Source organism: Paracidovorax sp. (assembly GCF_057642795.1).
Genome location: NZ_JBXYZY010000001.1, coordinates 286,697 through 302,390 on the forward strand (window position 1 = coordinate 286,697; position 15,694 = coordinate 302,390).

Annotated in this window: 14 protein-coding genes; 1 reads left to right on the plus strand and 13 read right to left on the minus strand. The window is 66.2% G+C overall.

The features are described from left to right. Positions 1-243: 243 nt before the first annotated feature. The 7 genes from nosR to AC3A84_RS01335 form a co-directional block, all read right to left on the minus strand. The gene (gene nosR / locus AC3A84_RS01305) at positions 244-1,605 is read right to left on the minus strand and encodes a response regulator c-di-GMP phosphodiesterase, NosR family (protein ID WP_487967942.1); all 1,362 of its coding nucleotides are present in this window, start codon (positions 1,603-1,605) and stop codon (positions 244-246) included. Positions 1,606-1,678: 73 nt separating this feature from the next. Continuing rightward, positions 1,679-2,650: an ATP-binding protein gene (locus tag AC3A84_RS01310; protein ID WP_487967943.1), complete on the minus strand. Its 972-nt coding sequence runs from the start codon at positions 2,648-2,650 to the stop codon at positions 1,679-1,681. Further along, positions 2,647-3,522 (minus strand): HDOD domain-containing protein, encoded by an 876-nt coding sequence (locus AC3A84_RS01315; protein ID WP_487967944.1) that lies wholly within the window; start codon positions 3,520-3,522, stop codon positions 2,647-2,649. Before AC3A84_RS01315 ends, AC3A84_RS01310 begins: the two co-directional genes overlap by 4 nt. Further along, on the minus strand, positions 3,519-3,749 hold the full coding sequence (locus tag AC3A84_RS01320; protein WP_487967945.1) for a hypothetical protein: 231 nt from the start codon (positions 3,747-3,749) through the stop codon (positions 3,519-3,521). Before AC3A84_RS01320 ends, AC3A84_RS01315 begins: the two co-directional genes overlap by 4 nt. A 58-nt stretch (positions 3,750-3,807) precedes the next feature. Then, on the minus strand, positions 3,808-6,825 hold the full coding sequence (locus AC3A84_RS01325; RefSeq protein WP_487967946.1) for an EAL domain-containing protein: 3,018 nt from the start codon (positions 6,823-6,825) through the stop codon (positions 3,808-3,810). 346 nt (positions 6,826-7,171) lie between these two features. After that, on the minus strand, positions 7,172-8,050 hold the full coding sequence (fghA, locus tag AC3A84_RS01330) for an S-formylglutathione hydrolase (protein WP_487967947.1): 879 nt from the start codon (positions 8,048-8,050) through the stop codon (positions 7,172-7,174). Between the two features lie 28 nt (positions 8,051-8,078). Then, positions 8,079-9,188 carry an S-(hydroxymethyl)glutathione dehydrogenase/class III alcohol dehydrogenase gene (locus tag AC3A84_RS01335; RefSeq protein WP_487967948.1) on the minus strand — a complete coding sequence of 370 codons (1,110 nt, stop codon included), beginning with the start codon at positions 9,186-9,188 and terminating at the stop codon, positions 8,079-8,081. Between the two features lie 210 nt (positions 9,189-9,398). Between AC3A84_RS01335 and AC3A84_RS01340 the strand changes: the two genes are divergently transcribed. Beyond that, positions 9,399-10,409 carry a GlxA family transcriptional regulator gene (locus AC3A84_RS01340; RefSeq protein WP_487967949.1) on the plus strand — a complete coding sequence of 337 codons (1,011 nt, stop codon included), beginning with the start codon at positions 9,399-9,401 and terminating at the stop codon, positions 10,407-10,409. Between the two features lie 138 nt (positions 10,410-10,547). On the opposite strand, the gene AC3A84_RS01345 is transcribed toward AC3A84_RS01340, so the two are convergent. From AC3A84_RS01345 to sdhC, 6 genes are read right to left on the minus strand one after another with little or no spacing between them, the layout of a single operon-like run. Then, the gene (locus AC3A84_RS01345) at positions 10,548-11,858 is read right to left on the minus strand and encodes a citrate synthase (RefSeq protein ID WP_487967950.1); all 1,311 of its coding nucleotides are present in this window, start codon (positions 11,856-11,858) and stop codon (positions 10,548-10,550) included. A gap of 18 nt (positions 11,859-11,876) precedes the next feature. Continuing rightward, positions 11,877-12,173 (minus strand): FAD assembly factor SdhE, encoded by a 297-nt coding sequence (locus AC3A84_RS01350; protein ID WP_288510150.1) that lies wholly within the window; start codon positions 12,171-12,173, stop codon positions 11,877-11,879. A 10-nt stretch (positions 12,174-12,183) separates the two neighbouring features. Beyond that, positions 12,184-12,885: a succinate dehydrogenase iron-sulfur subunit gene (locus tag AC3A84_RS01355; protein WP_092936923.1), complete on the minus strand. Its 702-nt coding sequence runs from the start codon at positions 12,883-12,885 to the stop codon at positions 12,184-12,186. Positions 12,886-12,914: 29 nt separating this feature from the next. Continuing rightward, positions 12,915-14,720: a succinate dehydrogenase flavoprotein subunit gene (sdhA, locus tag AC3A84_RS01360; protein WP_487967951.1), complete on the minus strand. Its 1,806-nt coding sequence runs from the start codon at positions 14,718-14,720 to the stop codon at positions 12,915-12,917. Positions 14,721-14,752: 32 nt separating this feature from the next. After that, positions 14,753-15,118: a succinate dehydrogenase, hydrophobic membrane anchor protein gene (sdhD, locus tag AC3A84_RS01365; protein WP_487967952.1), complete on the minus strand. Its 366-nt coding sequence runs from the start codon at positions 15,116-15,118 to the stop codon at positions 14,753-14,755. 53 nt (positions 15,119-15,171) lie between these two features. Further along, positions 15,172-15,606, minus strand: a complete 435-nt coding sequence (gene sdhC, locus AC3A84_RS01370; protein WP_487967953.1) for a succinate dehydrogenase, cytochrome b556 subunit — start codon at positions 15,604-15,606, stop codon at positions 15,172-15,174. Positions 15,607-15,694: the final 88 nt, after the last annotated feature.

Here is a 15,694-nt window from a genome sequence, read left to right on the forward strand (position 1 = left end):
GATTGTCGTGCCGCGCGCTTAACTCTGCATTAAGAATCTTTTGACTTTTTGTGAGCGCGCGGTCCAGGGGGCTGCTGCTTCGGCGCGGTCATGGGGTCTGATGTGCCGACGGCGCTTGATTCTCCTGGGTATCATGCTATTGAATAAATAGCAGATTCGCAGCGTGCGCGCCCCGTCTCTGGCGCTCTGCGGCCTACTGCGTCGGCCCCGCCGCGCGGCGCCTGGAAACGCGGCAGCAGATGCTCATTCGGGGGGCATCCGTATGTCGAGGGTCAGGTGCAGCCCCTCGGTCTTCACGTACCTGCGAATGCGGCCAATCATGTCCGCCGACAGCACGTGGCCGGCCGACAGCAGCAACACGCCTTCCTTGGACAGAAGGTCCTTGCCGAGGGTCATGCCCGGTTGCAGGTCGTCGAGAGCGACGGATTCCAGCCGGATGGGCTTGGGTTTTTCCTCCAACGTGACGTGGAGGAAGACGTCCAGCACCTCGGGGTCGAACTGGGTGCCGCGCCCGCGTTGCATCAGGGTGCGGACTTCGGCCTCGTTCAGCGCGGCGCCCGTGAGGTGTCCGTGCGTCAGGTCATCGTAGGTGTCCACCACGGCCAGGATGCGTGCGCCCAGCTTGATGTCGGCGCCCTTGAGCTGCTCCGGAAAGCCAGTGCCGTCGAACCGTTCGTGGTGCGAACGGATCAGCGCCGCAACGGCCTGGTGGTCGTCCAGCGCCATGAACGATTGGCCGCCGAGCACGGGATGGCGCTGGTAGAGCGCCATGTCCGGCGCGGAGAGCTTGGCCACGGGGGTGCTCAGGATGCTGTCGGGCAGGGCCATGAAGCCCACGTCGTGCAGCAGGCCGGCCACGAACACGTCCTGCACCGCATCTTCCGGCATGGCCATCGCGGCGGCCACCTTGCGCGCCAGGTGGGCGCAGCGCTTACCGTGCCCGGCCAGCACGCCGCTGCGCAGCTCCATGAGGTTGGAGAAGATCTTGATGCTGGTGAGATAGTTGCGCCGCAGCCGTTCGTTGGCCTCGCGCAGCTCCGTGGTGCGCTCCTGCACGCGCAGCTCCAGCCCGGTGTTGAGGGCGCGCAGTTCCTCGTTCTGCGACTGGGTCGTCGCCTGCAGGGCGTCGCGGTCGCGCTCGAGAAGGCGGCGCTCCGCCGCCTGGCGCACCGTGAGTCGCAGTTCGTCCTCTTCCCAGGGCTTGTGGATGTAGCGGTAGATTTGCCCTTCGTTGATGGCCGCGATGGTGGCCTTCATGTCGGCATATCCGGTGAGCAGGATGCGCGAGGTGCCGGGCCAGCGTGCCCGCACCTGTGCGAGCAGCTCGGCCCCGTCCATGCCGGGCATGCGCATGTCGCTCGCCACCACGTCCACCGGGTGTTCCTCCAGCAGCGCCAGTGCCTCCAATCCGCCACCGGCCAGCAGCACCTTGCAGTCTTCGGAACGAAGCACCCGCTTCAGGGCAGAAAGGATGCTGGGCTCGTCATCGACGCACAGCACCGTCCAGGCTGCGCCGGGGGCCGATGCGGCCGCCGTGAGTGCGGGGACTTCCGAAGCGGTATGGACCGCTTGCGGGACGGCAGGGGGCAGTGTGGTGGTGTCCATGGCGGTTGTGCGGGTGTGGGGCTTGGGTGCTGTCGCTGATCGTGCTGTGCCGCTCGGCGCCGCTGCGCTGCATTCAATGAGTGGCTTGGGCTTCGGCCTGCGGGGACGGGGCGTGGTGGATGGGGATGGTGATCCGGAACCGTGTGCCCACGCCCAGTTCGCTGCTCACTTCCATGCGCCCACCGTGCTTTTGCACGATGCCGTAGGACAGCGAAAGACCCAGCCCCGTGCCCTTGCCCACCGGCTTGGTGGTGAAGAAGGGGTCGAAGATGCGCTGCAGGTTCTCGGGCGCGATGCCGGCGCCGGTGTCGGCCACTTCCACCCAGGCGTTGGCGCCGTCCACCCCCGTGCTGATGGTGATGGTGCCCCGCTCGGCCGGGATGGCGTGCGCCGCGTTGACCAGCAGGTTCATGAACACCTGGTTCATTTCCGAGGGCAGGCACTGCACCTCGGGCAGCGGGCCGTAGTGCTTGACCACGTCGGCCTTGTACTTGATCTCGTTATTGACGATGTTGAGCGTGGAGTCGATGCCCGCGTGCAGGTCCACGCTCTCCCATTCCTGGCGGGCGTCCACGCGGGAAAAGTCCTTGAGGTCCTGCACGATCTTTCGCACGCGCTGGATGCCGTCGCGCGACTCGCCCATCAGGTTGGGGATGTCTTCCTTGAGGTACTTGATGTCCAGCTCGGCCTTGAGCTGGCGGATGCGCGCCAGCGTGTTGCCGTCGCCGATATGGGGCTCGGCCTTTTCGTAGGCGTCCAGCATCTGGAAGAGGTCATCGAGGTACTGTTCCAGCGTGCCGAAGTTGGAGAAGATGAAGCCGATGGGGTTATTGATTTCGTGCGCCACGCCGGCGGCGAGCTGCCCGATGGAGGCGAGCTTTTCGGACTGCATGAGCTTGCTCTGCGCATCCGACAGCTTGCTGTTGAGCTCCTGGAGGTCCTTGTTGGCCTTGAGCAGATCGCCCGCGATGGAGCGGATCTGCTCGTCCGACATTTCAGCCAGCTTCGCGGCATGGACCGGCGTGGAAAGGGCGAGGGATGTCATGTCGTCGTCTCCTTCGAGAGGCTGAGCAGGGACTGCAGTTCGTTGAATTCGCTTTCTATGCGGGCGAACAGGGCCGGCAGGTCATCTTCGGGCACGTTCAGCCGTTCCCACGCCATGGGATTCACGTCGGGGACGGCCTCGGTGTCCGCACAGGCGAGGTCCAGCGCGTGGGTGATGGCGTTGGCGGCGTGCACCACGTCGATCAACGATACCGGGCCCGCGGGCGGCGGGTGATGGTGGCCGGCGATCGCTTCCACGATGTCGCTGCCGAAGCGCCAGTGGCGGCACACCCATTCGCCCAATTCGGTGTGGTCTATGCCGAGCAGGAGGAGCTCCGCCTCGCAGTGGGACAGGTCGTTCTGTTCGGCCCAGGCGATGGCCTGCGCTGCTTCCACGGGATAGTGCCGGATCACCACCAGGCGGCCCACGTCGTGCAGCAGGCCGGCTGTAAAGGCGGCCGCGCTGTCCAGTCCCGCCAGCAGGGCGAGATGGCGCGATGCGACCGCGCAGCCGATGGAGTGACGCCAGAGCGTATTCATGGGCAGCGACTGTCCGTGGAGCTTGTTGAAGTGCATGGCGAGCGCCGCGGCGATCACCAAACCGCCGAGCTGCCGCAGGCCCAGGACATTGATCGCGTCGCGCACCGAGCCGATGCGCCCAGAAAGGCCGTAGAGCGGCGAATTGGCCAGCTGCAGCACCTTGATGGACAGGGCCTGGTCGAGCCGAAGGGTATTGGAGATGACCTCGATCGGGACTTCCTGCCGCAGCAGCCGCATGAGTTCCTGCACCACGGTGGGCAGGGAGGGTAGCGAGCGGATGTCGCGTGCCAGGGCTTCGCGGTCCAGCGCCAGGGGGGCGGGGATGCCTGTCATGGAAGGGGGACCTCCCGGTAGATGAACAGCGACTTCTGCAATACGTGCGGATGCCGCTGGATTCGGCGAAAGAGGTAGTTCAGGCGCTGTGCCAGGGCCTGCACGGCCACCGCGTCGCCGGGAGGCGCGGTGGCCGGCATGGCGGGGTTGTCTGCACACATCGCTTCCGATGCCGCGGCATGGCCACTGCGGGGAGGCTCCGGCGGGAGGGGTGGGGGAATGTCCATGGCCTGGGTCCTTGTCTGCTTTCTGGGGCGGCTGGGTGCTTGAAGCGTGCGCAGTTCTTTATTCCCTGTGCTCCACCTGGCTGGCGGATGCTGGCGGGGCAGCGGCAGAGCCCACCGGGGCCCCGCCTTTCGCCGGGTGCGGCTCGCGGTGGCGCTGTGTGAGTACCACCAGCAGCCCGCGTGGCCCGGAGTCGGCAAGGGCACGCACCTTCATGCTCCAGTGCGCGCCCTGCCAATGCAGGGGCGGCGACTTCGCGTCCGGCAGACCGGTGGCCAGGCCTGCACCCGGCTGGGGAAGGTCTTGCTGCAGCACCTCGGCCGCAGATTCCCCCAGCAGCGGGGTGGACAGGCCCAAGGTACGCTGCGCTTCCTGGTTGGCCAGCACGATGGTGCCGTCTGGGTCGATGCCCAGCAGGGGGACCGGCAACTGCTCCACCAGATCGCGTACCGCATCGGCGCGGGCGCTTTCCTGGTCGATCTGCTGCTGTCGCGAGCCCAGCACCCGCTCCAGCCTTTCATTGGCGGCCGCCAGCGCTTCGCTCGCGGTGACCACCGCCGATGCGAGGCGCTTGTTCTCGTCGGCCATCTCCTTATGGGCGAAGGCTTCCCGAACATGCACCAGCAGGCGCTGGTCGTCCCAGGGTTTGGTCAGGAAGCGGTAGATGGCTCCTTCGTTCACCGCATCGGTGATGGATTGCAGCTCGGTATAGCCGGACAGCACCATGCGCACGGTGTCGGGATACAGCTCCTTGGCACGGCGCAGGAACTCCACCCCCGTCATGCCTGGCATGCGTTGGTCTGACAGCACCACGTCCACATCGCATTCGGCCATGCGCTGCAGCCCTTCGGTTCCGCTGCTGGCCGTAGCGATGCGGTAGCCCTCGCGCCGGAAGAGGCGGCGCAGGGCCGAGACGATGTTGGGCTCGTCGTCCACCAGCAGCAGCGTGCGCTCGCGTCGGCGTGTGAGAAGGTGGTCAGGCAGACGCACCCGGTCGGACAGCATCTGCGCCATCCCCTGCGCGTCAACGGGATCGGCCAGCACGGGGCCCTGCATGCGGTCGCAGCCGTTGGCGATCAGCAGCGTGAGCTGGCCGGTCGTTTCCACGCCGTCGGCCAGCACCTTCATCTGCAGGCTGTGGGCCATGTTGATGATGGCGCGGGTCAGCGAGACGTCGCCCGTGGCCGCGGTCACGTCGGGCACGCACGAGCGATGGACCTTGATCACGTCCACCGGCAGGGTGCGCAGCAGGCTCAGATTGGTGAAGCCGGCGCCGAAGTCGCCCAGCGAGATCTCCAGCCCCAGGCCGCGCAGCTCGGTGAGCGTGCGCACGAGAGCGGGCGATGCATTGATGAGCGCGTGTTCGCTGATCTCGACGCCCAGCGCCTGGGGAGTCAGCCCGTGGCTGGACAAGGAGGTGCGCAGCTTGTCCGCCATATCGGGCTGCTGCAGCTCCAGCAGCGAGACGCGCAGGGACAGCCGGGGGGCACGCACGCCGGCCTGCTCCCACGCGCGTAGCTGGCGACAGGCGGCATCGCGCTTCCAGTCGCCCAGCATGACGATCAGGCCGGTCTGCATCGCCACGGGCATGAATTCACTGCCCGGTACGACCCCCAGTTCCTGGCTGTGCCAGCGCAGCACGAGCTGCATGCCCGCGATGTCGCCGGTGGTCAGATCGGCTTGCAGCAGGTAGCTGAGCGTCAGCTCGTCGCGCTCTACCGCGTGGCGCAATCCGGATTCGATGGCCAGCTTGCGCAGGGCCATGGTCCGGGTAGCTGGGGTATACACGGCCACCTGCTCGCCACTGGCATCAATGCCCATGCGCGCGGTCTGCGCCGCCTCCAGCAGGCCCCCTGCGCCGCCGGCGTCTTCGGGAAAGCGGGCTACGCCCACCCGCGCGCCGGGCACTATCTCGACCGAGCCCAGGCGCTCGGCCTGGGACAGGGCCTGCACGACATCCCGGGCCTGCTTGAAGCCCTTTGGGTCCAGCACACTGCTTTCCGGACTGAGCAGGAGGGCGAATTCGCCCCCGTCCACACGCGCCACGGTGTCGCCCGGGCCGGCCAGGGTGCACAGGCGCGCCGCCACGGCCATGGCCATGGCGTCGCCAGCGCCGTAGCCCATGGCCTGCTTGAGCTGATCCACTTGATCGACCTGGATGGACAGCAGCAGGAAGGGTTGGGGATTCCACTTCGAACTGTGCACCGCGGCATCGATGCGGTCCAGCAGCTGCGTGCGGTTGGCGAGCCCGGTCACTTCGTCGTGGTTGGCCAGCTCCTGAATGCGCTGTTCGGCTTCGCGCTGGGCGGTGATGTCCTGGATGATGAGGTAGCCGTGGCGGCGGCCCGATGGGTCCGTCTCCACCATGCCGCGCTGCAGCACTTCGAGCCGCGTGCCATCGGCTCGCAGCAGCCGGTGCTGGAACTCGAACGGTTCATCAGGCAGGGCCCCGCGCCAGATGGAGGCCGCATAGCCGCGCTCATTGGGCGGCACGCAGCGCAGGAGGCGCCAGCTGGGCCAGGCATCGGGCTGGAAGGGCTGGCCCAGCAAGGCATGCAGGCCCTTGGACAGCACGGCCTTGCCATGGTCAAGGTCGAGTTCCGCGGAACCGCTGCGCCCCATGGTCTCGGTCTGCTCGAGCATGCGGGCGCGCCATTGCGACGAAAACGCGATCTGCGCCCGTTGCGGGTCGTCCACGACGGTGATGAGTTCGGCATGCTCGCCCAGGGCTGGCAGCTGTCGGGAATAAGCCCGGCCATTGAAGACCATACCGCAGGAGTCCGTGCTGCTCACATGCCGTTGGCTGCGGCCGATGCCTCGCAGCTGGGGCCATAGGGCAGGCCACTGCTGCTGCAGCCAGCTGGCGGGGCGCTCTGCATCGTCGGCGCTGGCGCCCAGCAGTTCCGCGAACCGCGCGTTGATGAGTTGCGGGGCGCCTTCCACCATGAGGCACAGCCCCATGGGCGTCGCATCGAATATCTGCTGCTTGAGACGCTCCACCTCTGTAGGGGAGAGCACGGCGGCAGGCCCTGTCGGGCCGGTGGGGGTGCTGGTCGGCACGGAGTGCATCGAGGTCATGCGTTCCTTTCCGGGGCATCCTGCATAGAGCGAAGGGTGGATTCGGCGCTCCGTTGGGCTTCATTATGGAGACCGGCTTCCCTCATGAAAACATAGCTTTCATTTCATTGGATGCGTTTGATCTGTGCGATGCGGGTGAGGTCTATGAAGGCAGTTCAGGAACTGAGCGGCCGTTCTCACCGTAGCGCAAGGGGACTCCGGCTGCATCGGTTAAGACACCAACACGATGAGCGTTCGGCGGCGGCTGCGCCTTGGGCCCCGCTCCTCGCTGCCAGGTGAGACACCATGAAAAAAGGGCCGCCCTATACGGGCAGCCCTTAAGCGATGGGGAAAGGTGGCGTTGCGTTCAGCCCGCCAGGCCCAGCTGCCGCGCATGGTGGCGCAGGTGGTCTTCCATGAAGCTCTGGATGAAGTAGTAGCCATGGTCGTAGCCCGCATGCCGGCGCAGCGCGAGCGGCTGGCCGATGGCGATGCAGGCCGCCTCGAACAGATGGGGATGCAGCTGCTCTGCGAGGAATTTGTCGTCCAGGCCCTGGTCGATCAGGATGCCGGCCGGGTAGGGCGCGATAGGCTGGTTCTCCATCAGCACGGTGGCGTCATGCTCGCCCCAGGCCGTGCGGTCCGAGCCCAGGTAGCCGGTGAAGGCCTTCTCGCCCCAGGGGCAGCGCGTGGGTGCGCAGATGGGCGCAAAGGCCGAGAGCGACCGGAACATGCCGGGGTGCCGCAGCGCCAGTGTGAGCGCACCGTGCCCGCCCATCGAATGGCCGAAGAGGCCCAGTCGCTGCAGGTCGATGGGCTGGTGCTGCGCCAGCAGGGGCAGCAGCTCGGCCGTGAGGTAGCTTTCCATGCGCCAGTGCGTGCGCCAGGGCTGCTGCATCGCGTCGAGATAGAAGCCCGCGCCGATGCCGAAGTCCCAACTGGCGGTGGCCCCTTCCAGCGATTCCACCGCCGCGCCGCGCGGGCTGGTATCGGGCGCGATGAGCGCTATGCCCAGCTCGGCCGCGAGCCGCTGCGCGCCGGCCTTGACCATGAAGGTTTCCTCGTTGCAGGTGAGGCCCGCCAGGTAGAGCAGGGCGGGCACGGGGCCGTGTTCGGCCTGCGGCGGCAGGTAGAGGGCGAGCTTCATCGGCAGGCCGATCTCGCGCGAATCGTGCTGCAGAAAGAGCTGCCGCCCGCCGAAGCAGGCGTGGCTGGAAAGCGTCTGGAAAGGCGCGGTGCTGGTCATGGGGGGTTCCGTTCGGGTGGGCGCCGGCTCAGTAATGCACGACCGAGCGGATCGACTTGCCTTCGTGCATCAGATCGAAGGCTTCGTTGATTTCCGGCAGTGGCATGGTGTGCGTGACGAAGGGCTCCAGCTGGATGCGGCCGGCCATGGCGTCTTCGACCATGCCGGGCAGCTCGCTGCGGCCCTTGACGCCGCCGAAGGCCGTGCCCAGCCACTTGCGGCCGGTGACCAGCTGGAAGGGGCGGGTGGAGATTTCCTGGCCCGCGCCCGCCACGCCGATGATGACCGACTGGCCCCAGCCGCGGTGCGCGCATTCGAGCGCGGCGCGCATCACGTTGACATTGCCGATGCACTCGAAGCTGTGGTCCACGCCCCAGGTGGTCATCTCCACGATCACCTGCTGGATGGGCTTGTCGTGGTCCTTGGGGTTCACGCAGTCGGTGGCGCCGAAGGTGCGGGCCAGGTCGAACTTGGAGGGGTTGGTGTCCACCGCGATGATGCGGCCGGCCTTGGCCAGCTTGGCGCCCTGGATCACCGCCAGGCCGATGCCACCCAGGCCGAACACGGCGACGGTGTCGCCCTCCTGCACCTTGGCGGTGTTCTTGACCGCGCCCAGGCCGGTCGTCACGCCGCAGCCCAGCAGGCAGACCTGCTCGGGATTGGCGTCGGGGCTGATCTTGGCGAGCGAGACCTCGGCCACCACGGTGTATTCGCTGAAGGTGGAGCAGCCCATGTAGTGGTAGATCGGCTGGCCGTTGTACGAAAAGCGCGTGGTGCCGTCGGGCATGACGCCCTTGCCCTGCGTGGCGCGCACAGACACGCAGAGGTTGGTCTTGCCGCTCTTGCAGAAGAGGCACTCGCCGCATTCGGCGGTGTAGAGCGGAATGACGTGGTCGCCGGGCTTGACGCTGGTCACGCCTTCGCCCACTTCCACCACGATGCCGGCGCCTTCATGGCCCAGCACCACGGGAAAGAGACCTTCCGGGTCCTCGCCGGACAGCGTGAAGGCGTCGGTGTGGCACACGCCGGTGTGGGTGATGCGGATCAGCACTTCGCCCTTCTGCGGCGGGGCGACGTCGATTTCCACGATCTGCAGGGGTTCTCCGGCCTTGAAGGCCACGGCGGCTTTGGATTTCATGGGGGGGTGTTCTTTCACAAAAAGGGGTGGGCGGGGCCGTAGAAGGCGCGTCAGGGCTGCACTGTAGGCCATGGCGGCGCAGCGCGGCGGGGCATGTCCGCCGCCCCTGCCGTTATGTCCGAATCTGAGGGGTGATGGCTGCGCCGGACGTGCCGACTGCAGCCGAACCCCTATAGTGCCGCCTTTTCCGGCTCTCCTTTTCCCTGCTCCATGGACCATCACCACGACAGCGCCCACCGCGTCGATCTCGTCATCTATCCCGGTTTCAAGGCGCTGGAGGCCATCGGCCCCATGTCGGTGTTCGACTATGCCAACGTCCACCTGCGCCGGCATGGCCGGCCCGATGGCTACGCGGTGCGCGTGGTCGCGGCCCAGGCCGGCCCCGTGCCGTCCGATACGCTGATGTCGCTGACCGCCACGCGCACCCTGTCCGAGGTGGAGGAGGACGGCATGGGCTGCACCGTGCTGCTGGTCGGCTCGCGCCACATCGAACAGGTGCTGGCCGCCTCGCCCGATCTGGTGGCCTGGACGGCGCGGGTCGCGCCTCGGGTGGCGCGCCTGATCGCGCTGTGCTCGGGCAGCTTCTTCCTGGCGGCGGCGGGGTTGCTCGATGGCCGGCGCGCCGCCACCCACTGGGGCGTGGCGGGCCTGCTGCGCCAGCGCTACCCCGCCATCGACGTGGATCCGGACGCGATCTACGTGCGCGACGGCGCGCTCTGGACGTCGGCTGGCGTCACGGCCGGCATCGACCTGGCCCTGGCGGTGGTGGAGGAGGACTTCGGCCATGAGCTGGCGCTGGAGGTGGCGCGCGATCTGGTCATGTACCTCAAGCGCCCGGGCGGGCAGTCGCAGTTCAGCGTGCAGCTGGCCAGCCAGGCGACGGGGCACCGCGACATCCAGGCCGTGCAGAACTGGGTGCTGGAGCATCTGCATGAGCCCATGCCGCTCGCCGCGCTGGCCGGGCGCGCGGCGATGAGCGAGCGCCACTTCCGCCGCGTGTTCGTGCAGGAGACCGGGCAGACGCCCACGGCCTTCGTGGAATCGGCCCGGCTGGAGGGCGCCCGCCGCCTGCTGGAATCGCATGCCGGCCTGCCGCTCAAGACCGTGGCAGCGCGCGTGGGCATGGGCTCGGAGCAGGCGCTGCGGCATCTTTTCGTGCGGCACCTGGGCATCACGCCGCAGGCCTACCGCGAGCGCTTCGGCGGGCCTGTGCGGCGCTGAAAGACACCGCTGGTGCGCTGCTACCGCGCGCGCAGACCGTCTTCGACCTGGCTCACGCCAACAAAAAAGCCCGCAGGCTGGGCCTGCGGGCTTTGGGGAATGTGCTGGCACGGGCGCGTGTGCGCCCGGGTGCGCCGATCAGCGCTGGGCCAGGGGCTGCACGTCGCGGCGCTCGGAGCCCACGAACAGCTGGCGGGGGCGGCCGATCTTGTACTCGGGGTCGCCGATCATTTCGTTGAGCTGGGCGATCCAGCCCACGGTGCGTGCCAGGGCGAAGATGCCGGTGAACAGGTTCACGGGGATACCGATGGCGCGCTGCACGATGCCGGAGTAGAAGTCCACGTTCGGGTACAGCTTGCGCGACACGAAGTACTCGTCTTCCAGGGCGATTTTTTCCAGTTCCTTGGCCAGCTTGAACAGCGGGTCGTTTTCCAGGCCAAGCTCTGCCAGCACTTCGTTGCAGGTTTCCTGCATGAGTTTGGCGCGGGGGTCGTAGTTCTTGTACACGCGGTGACCGAAGCCCATCAGCTTGACGCCGGAGTTCTTGTCCTTGACCTGCTTGATGAACTCGCCGATCTTTTCCACACCGCCTTGGGCCTGGATGTCGTGCAGCATGTTCAGGGCCGCTTCGTTGGCGCCGCCGTGGGCGGGGCCCCAGAGGCAGGCCACGCCGGCCGCGATGGCGGCGAACGGGTTGGTGCCCGACGAACCGCACAGGCGCACGGTGGAGGTGGAGGCGTTCTGCTCGTGGTCTGCGTGCAGGATGAAGATACGGTCCAGCGCGCGTTCGAGCACGGGGTTGACCTTGTACTCTTCGCAGGGCGTGCCGAACATCATGCGCAGGAAGTTGCCTGCATAGCTCAGGTTGTTCTGCGGGTACATGTAGGGCTGGCCCACGCCGTACTTGTAGGCCATGGCGACCAGCGTCGGCATCTTGGCGATCAGGCGGATGGCCGAGATCTCGCGGTGCTGCGGATTGTTGATGTCCGTGCTGTCGTGATAGAAGGCCGACAGCGCGCCCACCAAGCCGGTCAGCACGGCCATGGGGTGAGCATCGCGGCGGAAGCCGCGCAGGAAGAACTGCATCTGCTCGTTGACCATCGTGTGCTGGGTCACGCTGTCATTGAACTGCTGTTTCTGCGTGGCGTTGGGCAGTTCGCCCTTCAGCAGCAGATAGCAGGTTTCCAGGTAGTCGCAGTTGGTGGCCAGCTGCTCGATGGGGTAGCCGCGGTACAGCAGCTCGCCCTTGTCGCCGTCGATGTAGGTGATGGACGACTGGCACGATGCCGTCGAAAGGAAACCGGGGTCATACGTGAACATGCCCGTCTGCGCGTACAGCTTGCGGATGTCCACGACGTCGGGGCCGATGCTGCCTTGGTACACCGGGAGTTCCACGCTGGGGCTCCCATTGCTGAACGATAGCGTTGCCTTGTTGTCTGCCAGTTTCATTTCAGATTCCTTCTGTTGTTAGCCCGCAAGCGCAGGAGGGGGTGCCGACACCCGGGGGCGCAGCTGTTCAAGCACGGTCTTGATGTTCGGCGTGTCCAGTTCGCCTGACAGTTCCTTGCGCCGCAGCAGCAGGTCCAGCAGGTCGTTGTCGGGCAGATCCATCAAGGTCGTGAGACCTTGCGCCTGGCTGGCAGTCAGGCGCGAGCCGTAGGTGGCGAAGAACTGTTCGATGAACAGATCGTTCTCCACCAGACCGCGGCGGCAGCGCCACTTGAGCTTGGCTGCCTCGCGTTCATCCAGCAATTCTTCGGACATTGCTGGACGATCAGATGGCGCGACGCACCATCAGTTCCTTGATCTTGCCGATGGCCTTCGTGGGGTTCAGGCCCTTGGGGCAGACGTCCACGCAGTTCATGATGGTGTGGCAACGGAAGAGGCGGTAGGGGTCTTCCAGGTTGTCCAGGCGCTCGCCCGTGGCTTCGTCGCGGCTGTCGGCGATGAAGCGGTAGGCCTGCAGCAGGCCGGCGGGGCCCACGAACTTGTCGGGGTTCCACCAGAAGCTGGGGCAGCTGGTCGAGCAGCTGGCGCACAGGATGCACTCGTAGAGGCCGTTGAGCTCGTCACGTTCCTCGGGCGACTGCAGGCGCTCCTTCTCGGGCGTCAGGCCTTCGGTGATCAGGTAGGGCTTGATCGAGTGGTACTGCTTGAAGAACTGCGTCATGTCCACGATCAGGTCGCGGATCACCGGCAGGCCAGGCAGGGGCTTGAGCACGATGGTGCCCTTGAGCGTGTTCATGTTCGTGAGGCACGCCAGGCCATTCTTGCCGTTGATGTTCATCGCGTCCGAGCCGCAGACGCCTTCGCGGCAGGAGCGGCGGAAGGAGATGGACGGATCCTGCGCCTTGAGCTTGACCAGGGCGTCCAGCAGCATGCGCTCGTGGCCGTCGAGTTCGATCTCCACGGTCTGCATGTAGGGCTTGGCGTCCTTGTCCGGGTCGTAGCGGTAGATTTGAAAGGTGCGCTTCATGGTGTTGTTCTCTCGTGGGACTGCGGGTCTTAGAACGTGCGGACCTTGGGAGGCACGCTGTCCACCGTCAGGGGCTTGAGGTTGACCGGCTTGTAGGTCAGGCTGTTGTCAGCGCTGTGCCACAGCGTGTGCTTCATCCATTCCTTGTCGTTGCGGCCCAGCGGGAACTCGGCGTGATCGGCCGGGTGCTCGTAGTCGTAGACCGTGTGCGCGCCGCGGCATTCCTTGCGGGCTGCGGCCGACGTCATGGTGGCCTGGGCCACTTCGATGAGGTTGTCCACTTCCAGCGCTTCCATGCGGGCGGTGTTCCAGACCTTGGACTTGTCCTTCAGCGTGACGCTGCCCACGCGGTCGCGGATCGCGTTGATCTTGACCACGCCTTCGTCCATGCCGGCCTGCGTGCGGAACACGCCTGCGTGTTGCTGCATGCCGGAGCGGATGTCGTTGGCGATGTTCTGGGCGTATTCGCCGCCGGTGGATTCCTGCAGCTGGTTCAGTCGCGTCAGCGTGCGTTCGGCGCCGTCGGCCGGCAGCGGCTTGCGTTCGCCCGAGCCCTTGACGAATTCGACGATGTGCTTGCCAGCGGATTTGCCGAACACCAGCAGGTCCAGCAGGGAGTTGGTGCCCAGTCGGTTGGCGCCATGCACAGAAACGCAGGAGCATTCGCCCACGGCGTAGAGGCCGTTCACCACCTGGTTCTGCACGCCGTCATGCACGACCACCTGGCCGTTGATGTTGGTCGGGATGCCGCCCATCTGGTAGTGGATGGTGGGCACCACGGGGATCGGTTCCTTGGTGATGTCCACGTTGGCGAAGTTGTGGCCAATCTCTTCCACCGAAGGCAGGCGCTTGCGGATGGTGTCGGCACCCAGGTGGTCCAGCTTCATCAGGATGTAGTCCTTGTTGGGACCGCATCCGCGACCTTCCTTGATTTCCTGGTCCATCGAGCGCGAGACGAAGTCGCGCGGTGCCAGGTCCTTCAGCGTGGGCGCGTAGCGCTCCATGAAGCGCTCGCCATTGCTGTTGAGCAGGATGGCGCCTTCGCCTCGGCAGCCTTCCGTCAGCAGCACGCCCGCGCCGGCCACGCCGGTGGGGTGGAACTGCCAGAACTCCATGTCCTGCAGCGGGATGCCGGCACGAGCCGCCATGCCCAGGCCGTCGCCGGTGTTGATGAAGGCGTTGGTCGACGCCGCGAAGATGCGGCCCGCGCCACCCGTGGCCAGCAGCACGGCCTTGGCCTGCAACTGGTAGAGCTCGCCGGTTTCGAGCTCGAGGGCGGTCACGCCCACGACGTCGCCCTGGCTGTTGCGGATCAGATCGAGCGCCATCCACTCGACGAAGAAGTTCGTCTTGGACTTGACGTTCTGCTGGTAGAGCGTGTGCAGCATGGCGTGACCGGTGCGGTCTGCCGCGGCGCAGGCGCGCTGCACGGGTTTTTCGCCGTAGTTGGCCGTGTGGCCGCCGAACGGTCGCTGGTAGATCGTGCCGTCGGGGTTCCGGTCGAACGGCATGCCGAAGTGTTCCAGCTCGATCACGACGTTGGGCGCTTCGCGGCACATGAACTCGATGGCGTCCTGGTCACCCAGCCAGTCGGAGCCCTTGATGGTGTCGTAGAAGTGGTAGTGCCAGTTGTCCTCGCTCATGTTGCCCAGCGAGGCCGACACGCCGCCCTGCGCCGCCACGGTGTGCGAGCGGGTGGGGAAGACCTTGGAGAGCGAGGCCACGTTCAGGCCCGCGCGGGAGAGTTCCAGCGCGGCACGCATGCCGGAGCCGCCCGCGCCGACGATGACGACGTCGAAGCTGCGGGTGGTGATGTTCGCTTTGGTGTAGCTCATTGTTGTTTGCCTTCAGTCGCGGGGTATTGCTGTCACAGACGCCAGAGGACCTGGATGCCCCAGCCAGCGCAGCCGATCAGCCAGAAGATGCTGGCCGCTTGCAGTGCCAGGCGCAGGCCAACGGGCTTGACGTAATCCATCCAGATGTCGCGCACGCCCACCCAGGCATGCCATGCCAGGGCGACGATCACGGCCAGCGTGAGCACCTTCATCCATTGCGCGGAGAAGATGCCGGCCCAGCGGTCGTAGCCGATGGGGCCGGAGGTGAAGATGACCTGCACCAGCAGGACGATGGTGAACAGAGCCATCAGGCAGGCCGTCACGCGCTGGCTGAGCCAGTCGCGCATGCCGTAGTGGGCACCGACCACGGTGCGCTTGGAGCCGTAATTCACGGACATGGTGTGGTTTCCTTCTATCGTGTGTGGGGGCTGATGCGTAGCTGTGGGCCGGATCAGTACAGGCCGAAGAGCTTGGCGCCGAGGATGACCGTCAGGCCGGTGCCCAGGGCCAGGGTGACGAGGGCGGTGGTCTCGCCGGTCTGCTTGTTGACGGCCGAGTGGCTCACGTCCATCCAGAGGTGGCGCAGGCCCGCGATGAAGTGGTGCAGATAGGCCCAGAGAAGAGCCAGCGTGACCAGCTTGACCAGCCAGCCCGGCACGAAGCCGATGCCTGCGGTGAAGGCGGAGGTGAAGCGCGCAAACGAGATCTCGGAGGACACGGAGGTGTCAAACATCCAGAGCACGAAGGGCAGCAGCACGAACATGATGGCGCCGCTGATGCGGTGCAGGATCGACACGATGCCGGCGGGAGGCAGGCGGTAGGTCGGCAGGTCCTTCAGGGCGTTGATGTTGCGGAATTCGGGCCGTTTCTTGGCAAGCTCGGTCATGGCTGGTGGGCTTTCGTGGGTGTAACTGCGTTGTAATTGCGCATCGCAAACAACTCAAAATTCTATTGCAATGCAACAAGAGGTCCAG

Coding starts and splice junctions, on each gene's coding strand:
- nosR (WP_487967942.1), bottom strand. CDS start 1,605: ATGGACACCACCACACTGCCCCCTGCCGTCCCGCAAGCGGTCCATACC.
- AC3A84_RS01310 (WP_487967943.1), bottom strand. CDS start 2,650: ATGACATCCCTCGCCCTTTCCACGCCGGTCCATGCCGCGAAGCTGGCT.
- AC3A84_RS01315 (WP_487967944.1), bottom strand. CDS start 3,522: ATGACAGGCATCCCCGCCCCCCTGGCGCTGGACCGCGAAGCCCTGGCA.
- AC3A84_RS01320 (WP_487967945.1), bottom strand. CDS start 3,749: ATGGACATTCCCCCACCCCTCCCGCCGGAGCCTCCCCGCAGTGGCCAT.
- AC3A84_RS01325 (WP_487967946.1), bottom strand. CDS start 6,825: ATGACCTCGATGCACTCCGTGCCGACCAGCACCCCCACCGGCCCGACA.
- fghA (WP_487967947.1), bottom strand. CDS start 8,050: ATGACCAGCACCGCGCCTTTCCAGACGCTTTCCAGCCACGCCTGCTTC.
- AC3A84_RS01335 (WP_487967948.1), bottom strand. CDS start 9,188: ATGAAATCCAAAGCCGCCGTGGCCTTCAAGGCCGGAGAACCCCTGCAG.
- AC3A84_RS01340 (WP_487967949.1), top strand. CDS start 9,399: ATGGACCATCACCACGACAGCGCCCACCGCGTCGATCTCGTCATCTAT.
- AC3A84_RS01345 (WP_487967950.1), bottom strand. CDS start 11,858: ATGAAACTGGCAGACAACAAGGCAACGCTATCGTTCAGCAATGGGAGC.
- AC3A84_RS01350 (WP_288510150.1), bottom strand. CDS start 12,173: ATGTCCGAAGAATTGCTGGATGAACGCGAGGCAGCCAAGCTCAAGTGG.
- AC3A84_RS01355 (WP_092936923.1), bottom strand. CDS start 12,885: ATGAAGCGCACCTTTCAAATCTACCGCTACGACCCGGACAAGGACGCC.
- sdhA (WP_487967951.1), bottom strand. CDS start 14,720: ATGAGCTACACCAAAGCGAACATCACCACCCGCAGCTTCGACGTCGTC.
- sdhD (WP_487967952.1), bottom strand. CDS start 15,118: ATGTCCGTGAATTACGGCTCCAAGCGCACCGTGGTCGGTGCCCACTAC.
- sdhC (WP_487967953.1), bottom strand. CDS start 15,606: ATGACCGAGCTTGCCAAGAAACGGCCCGAATTCCGCAACATCAACGCC.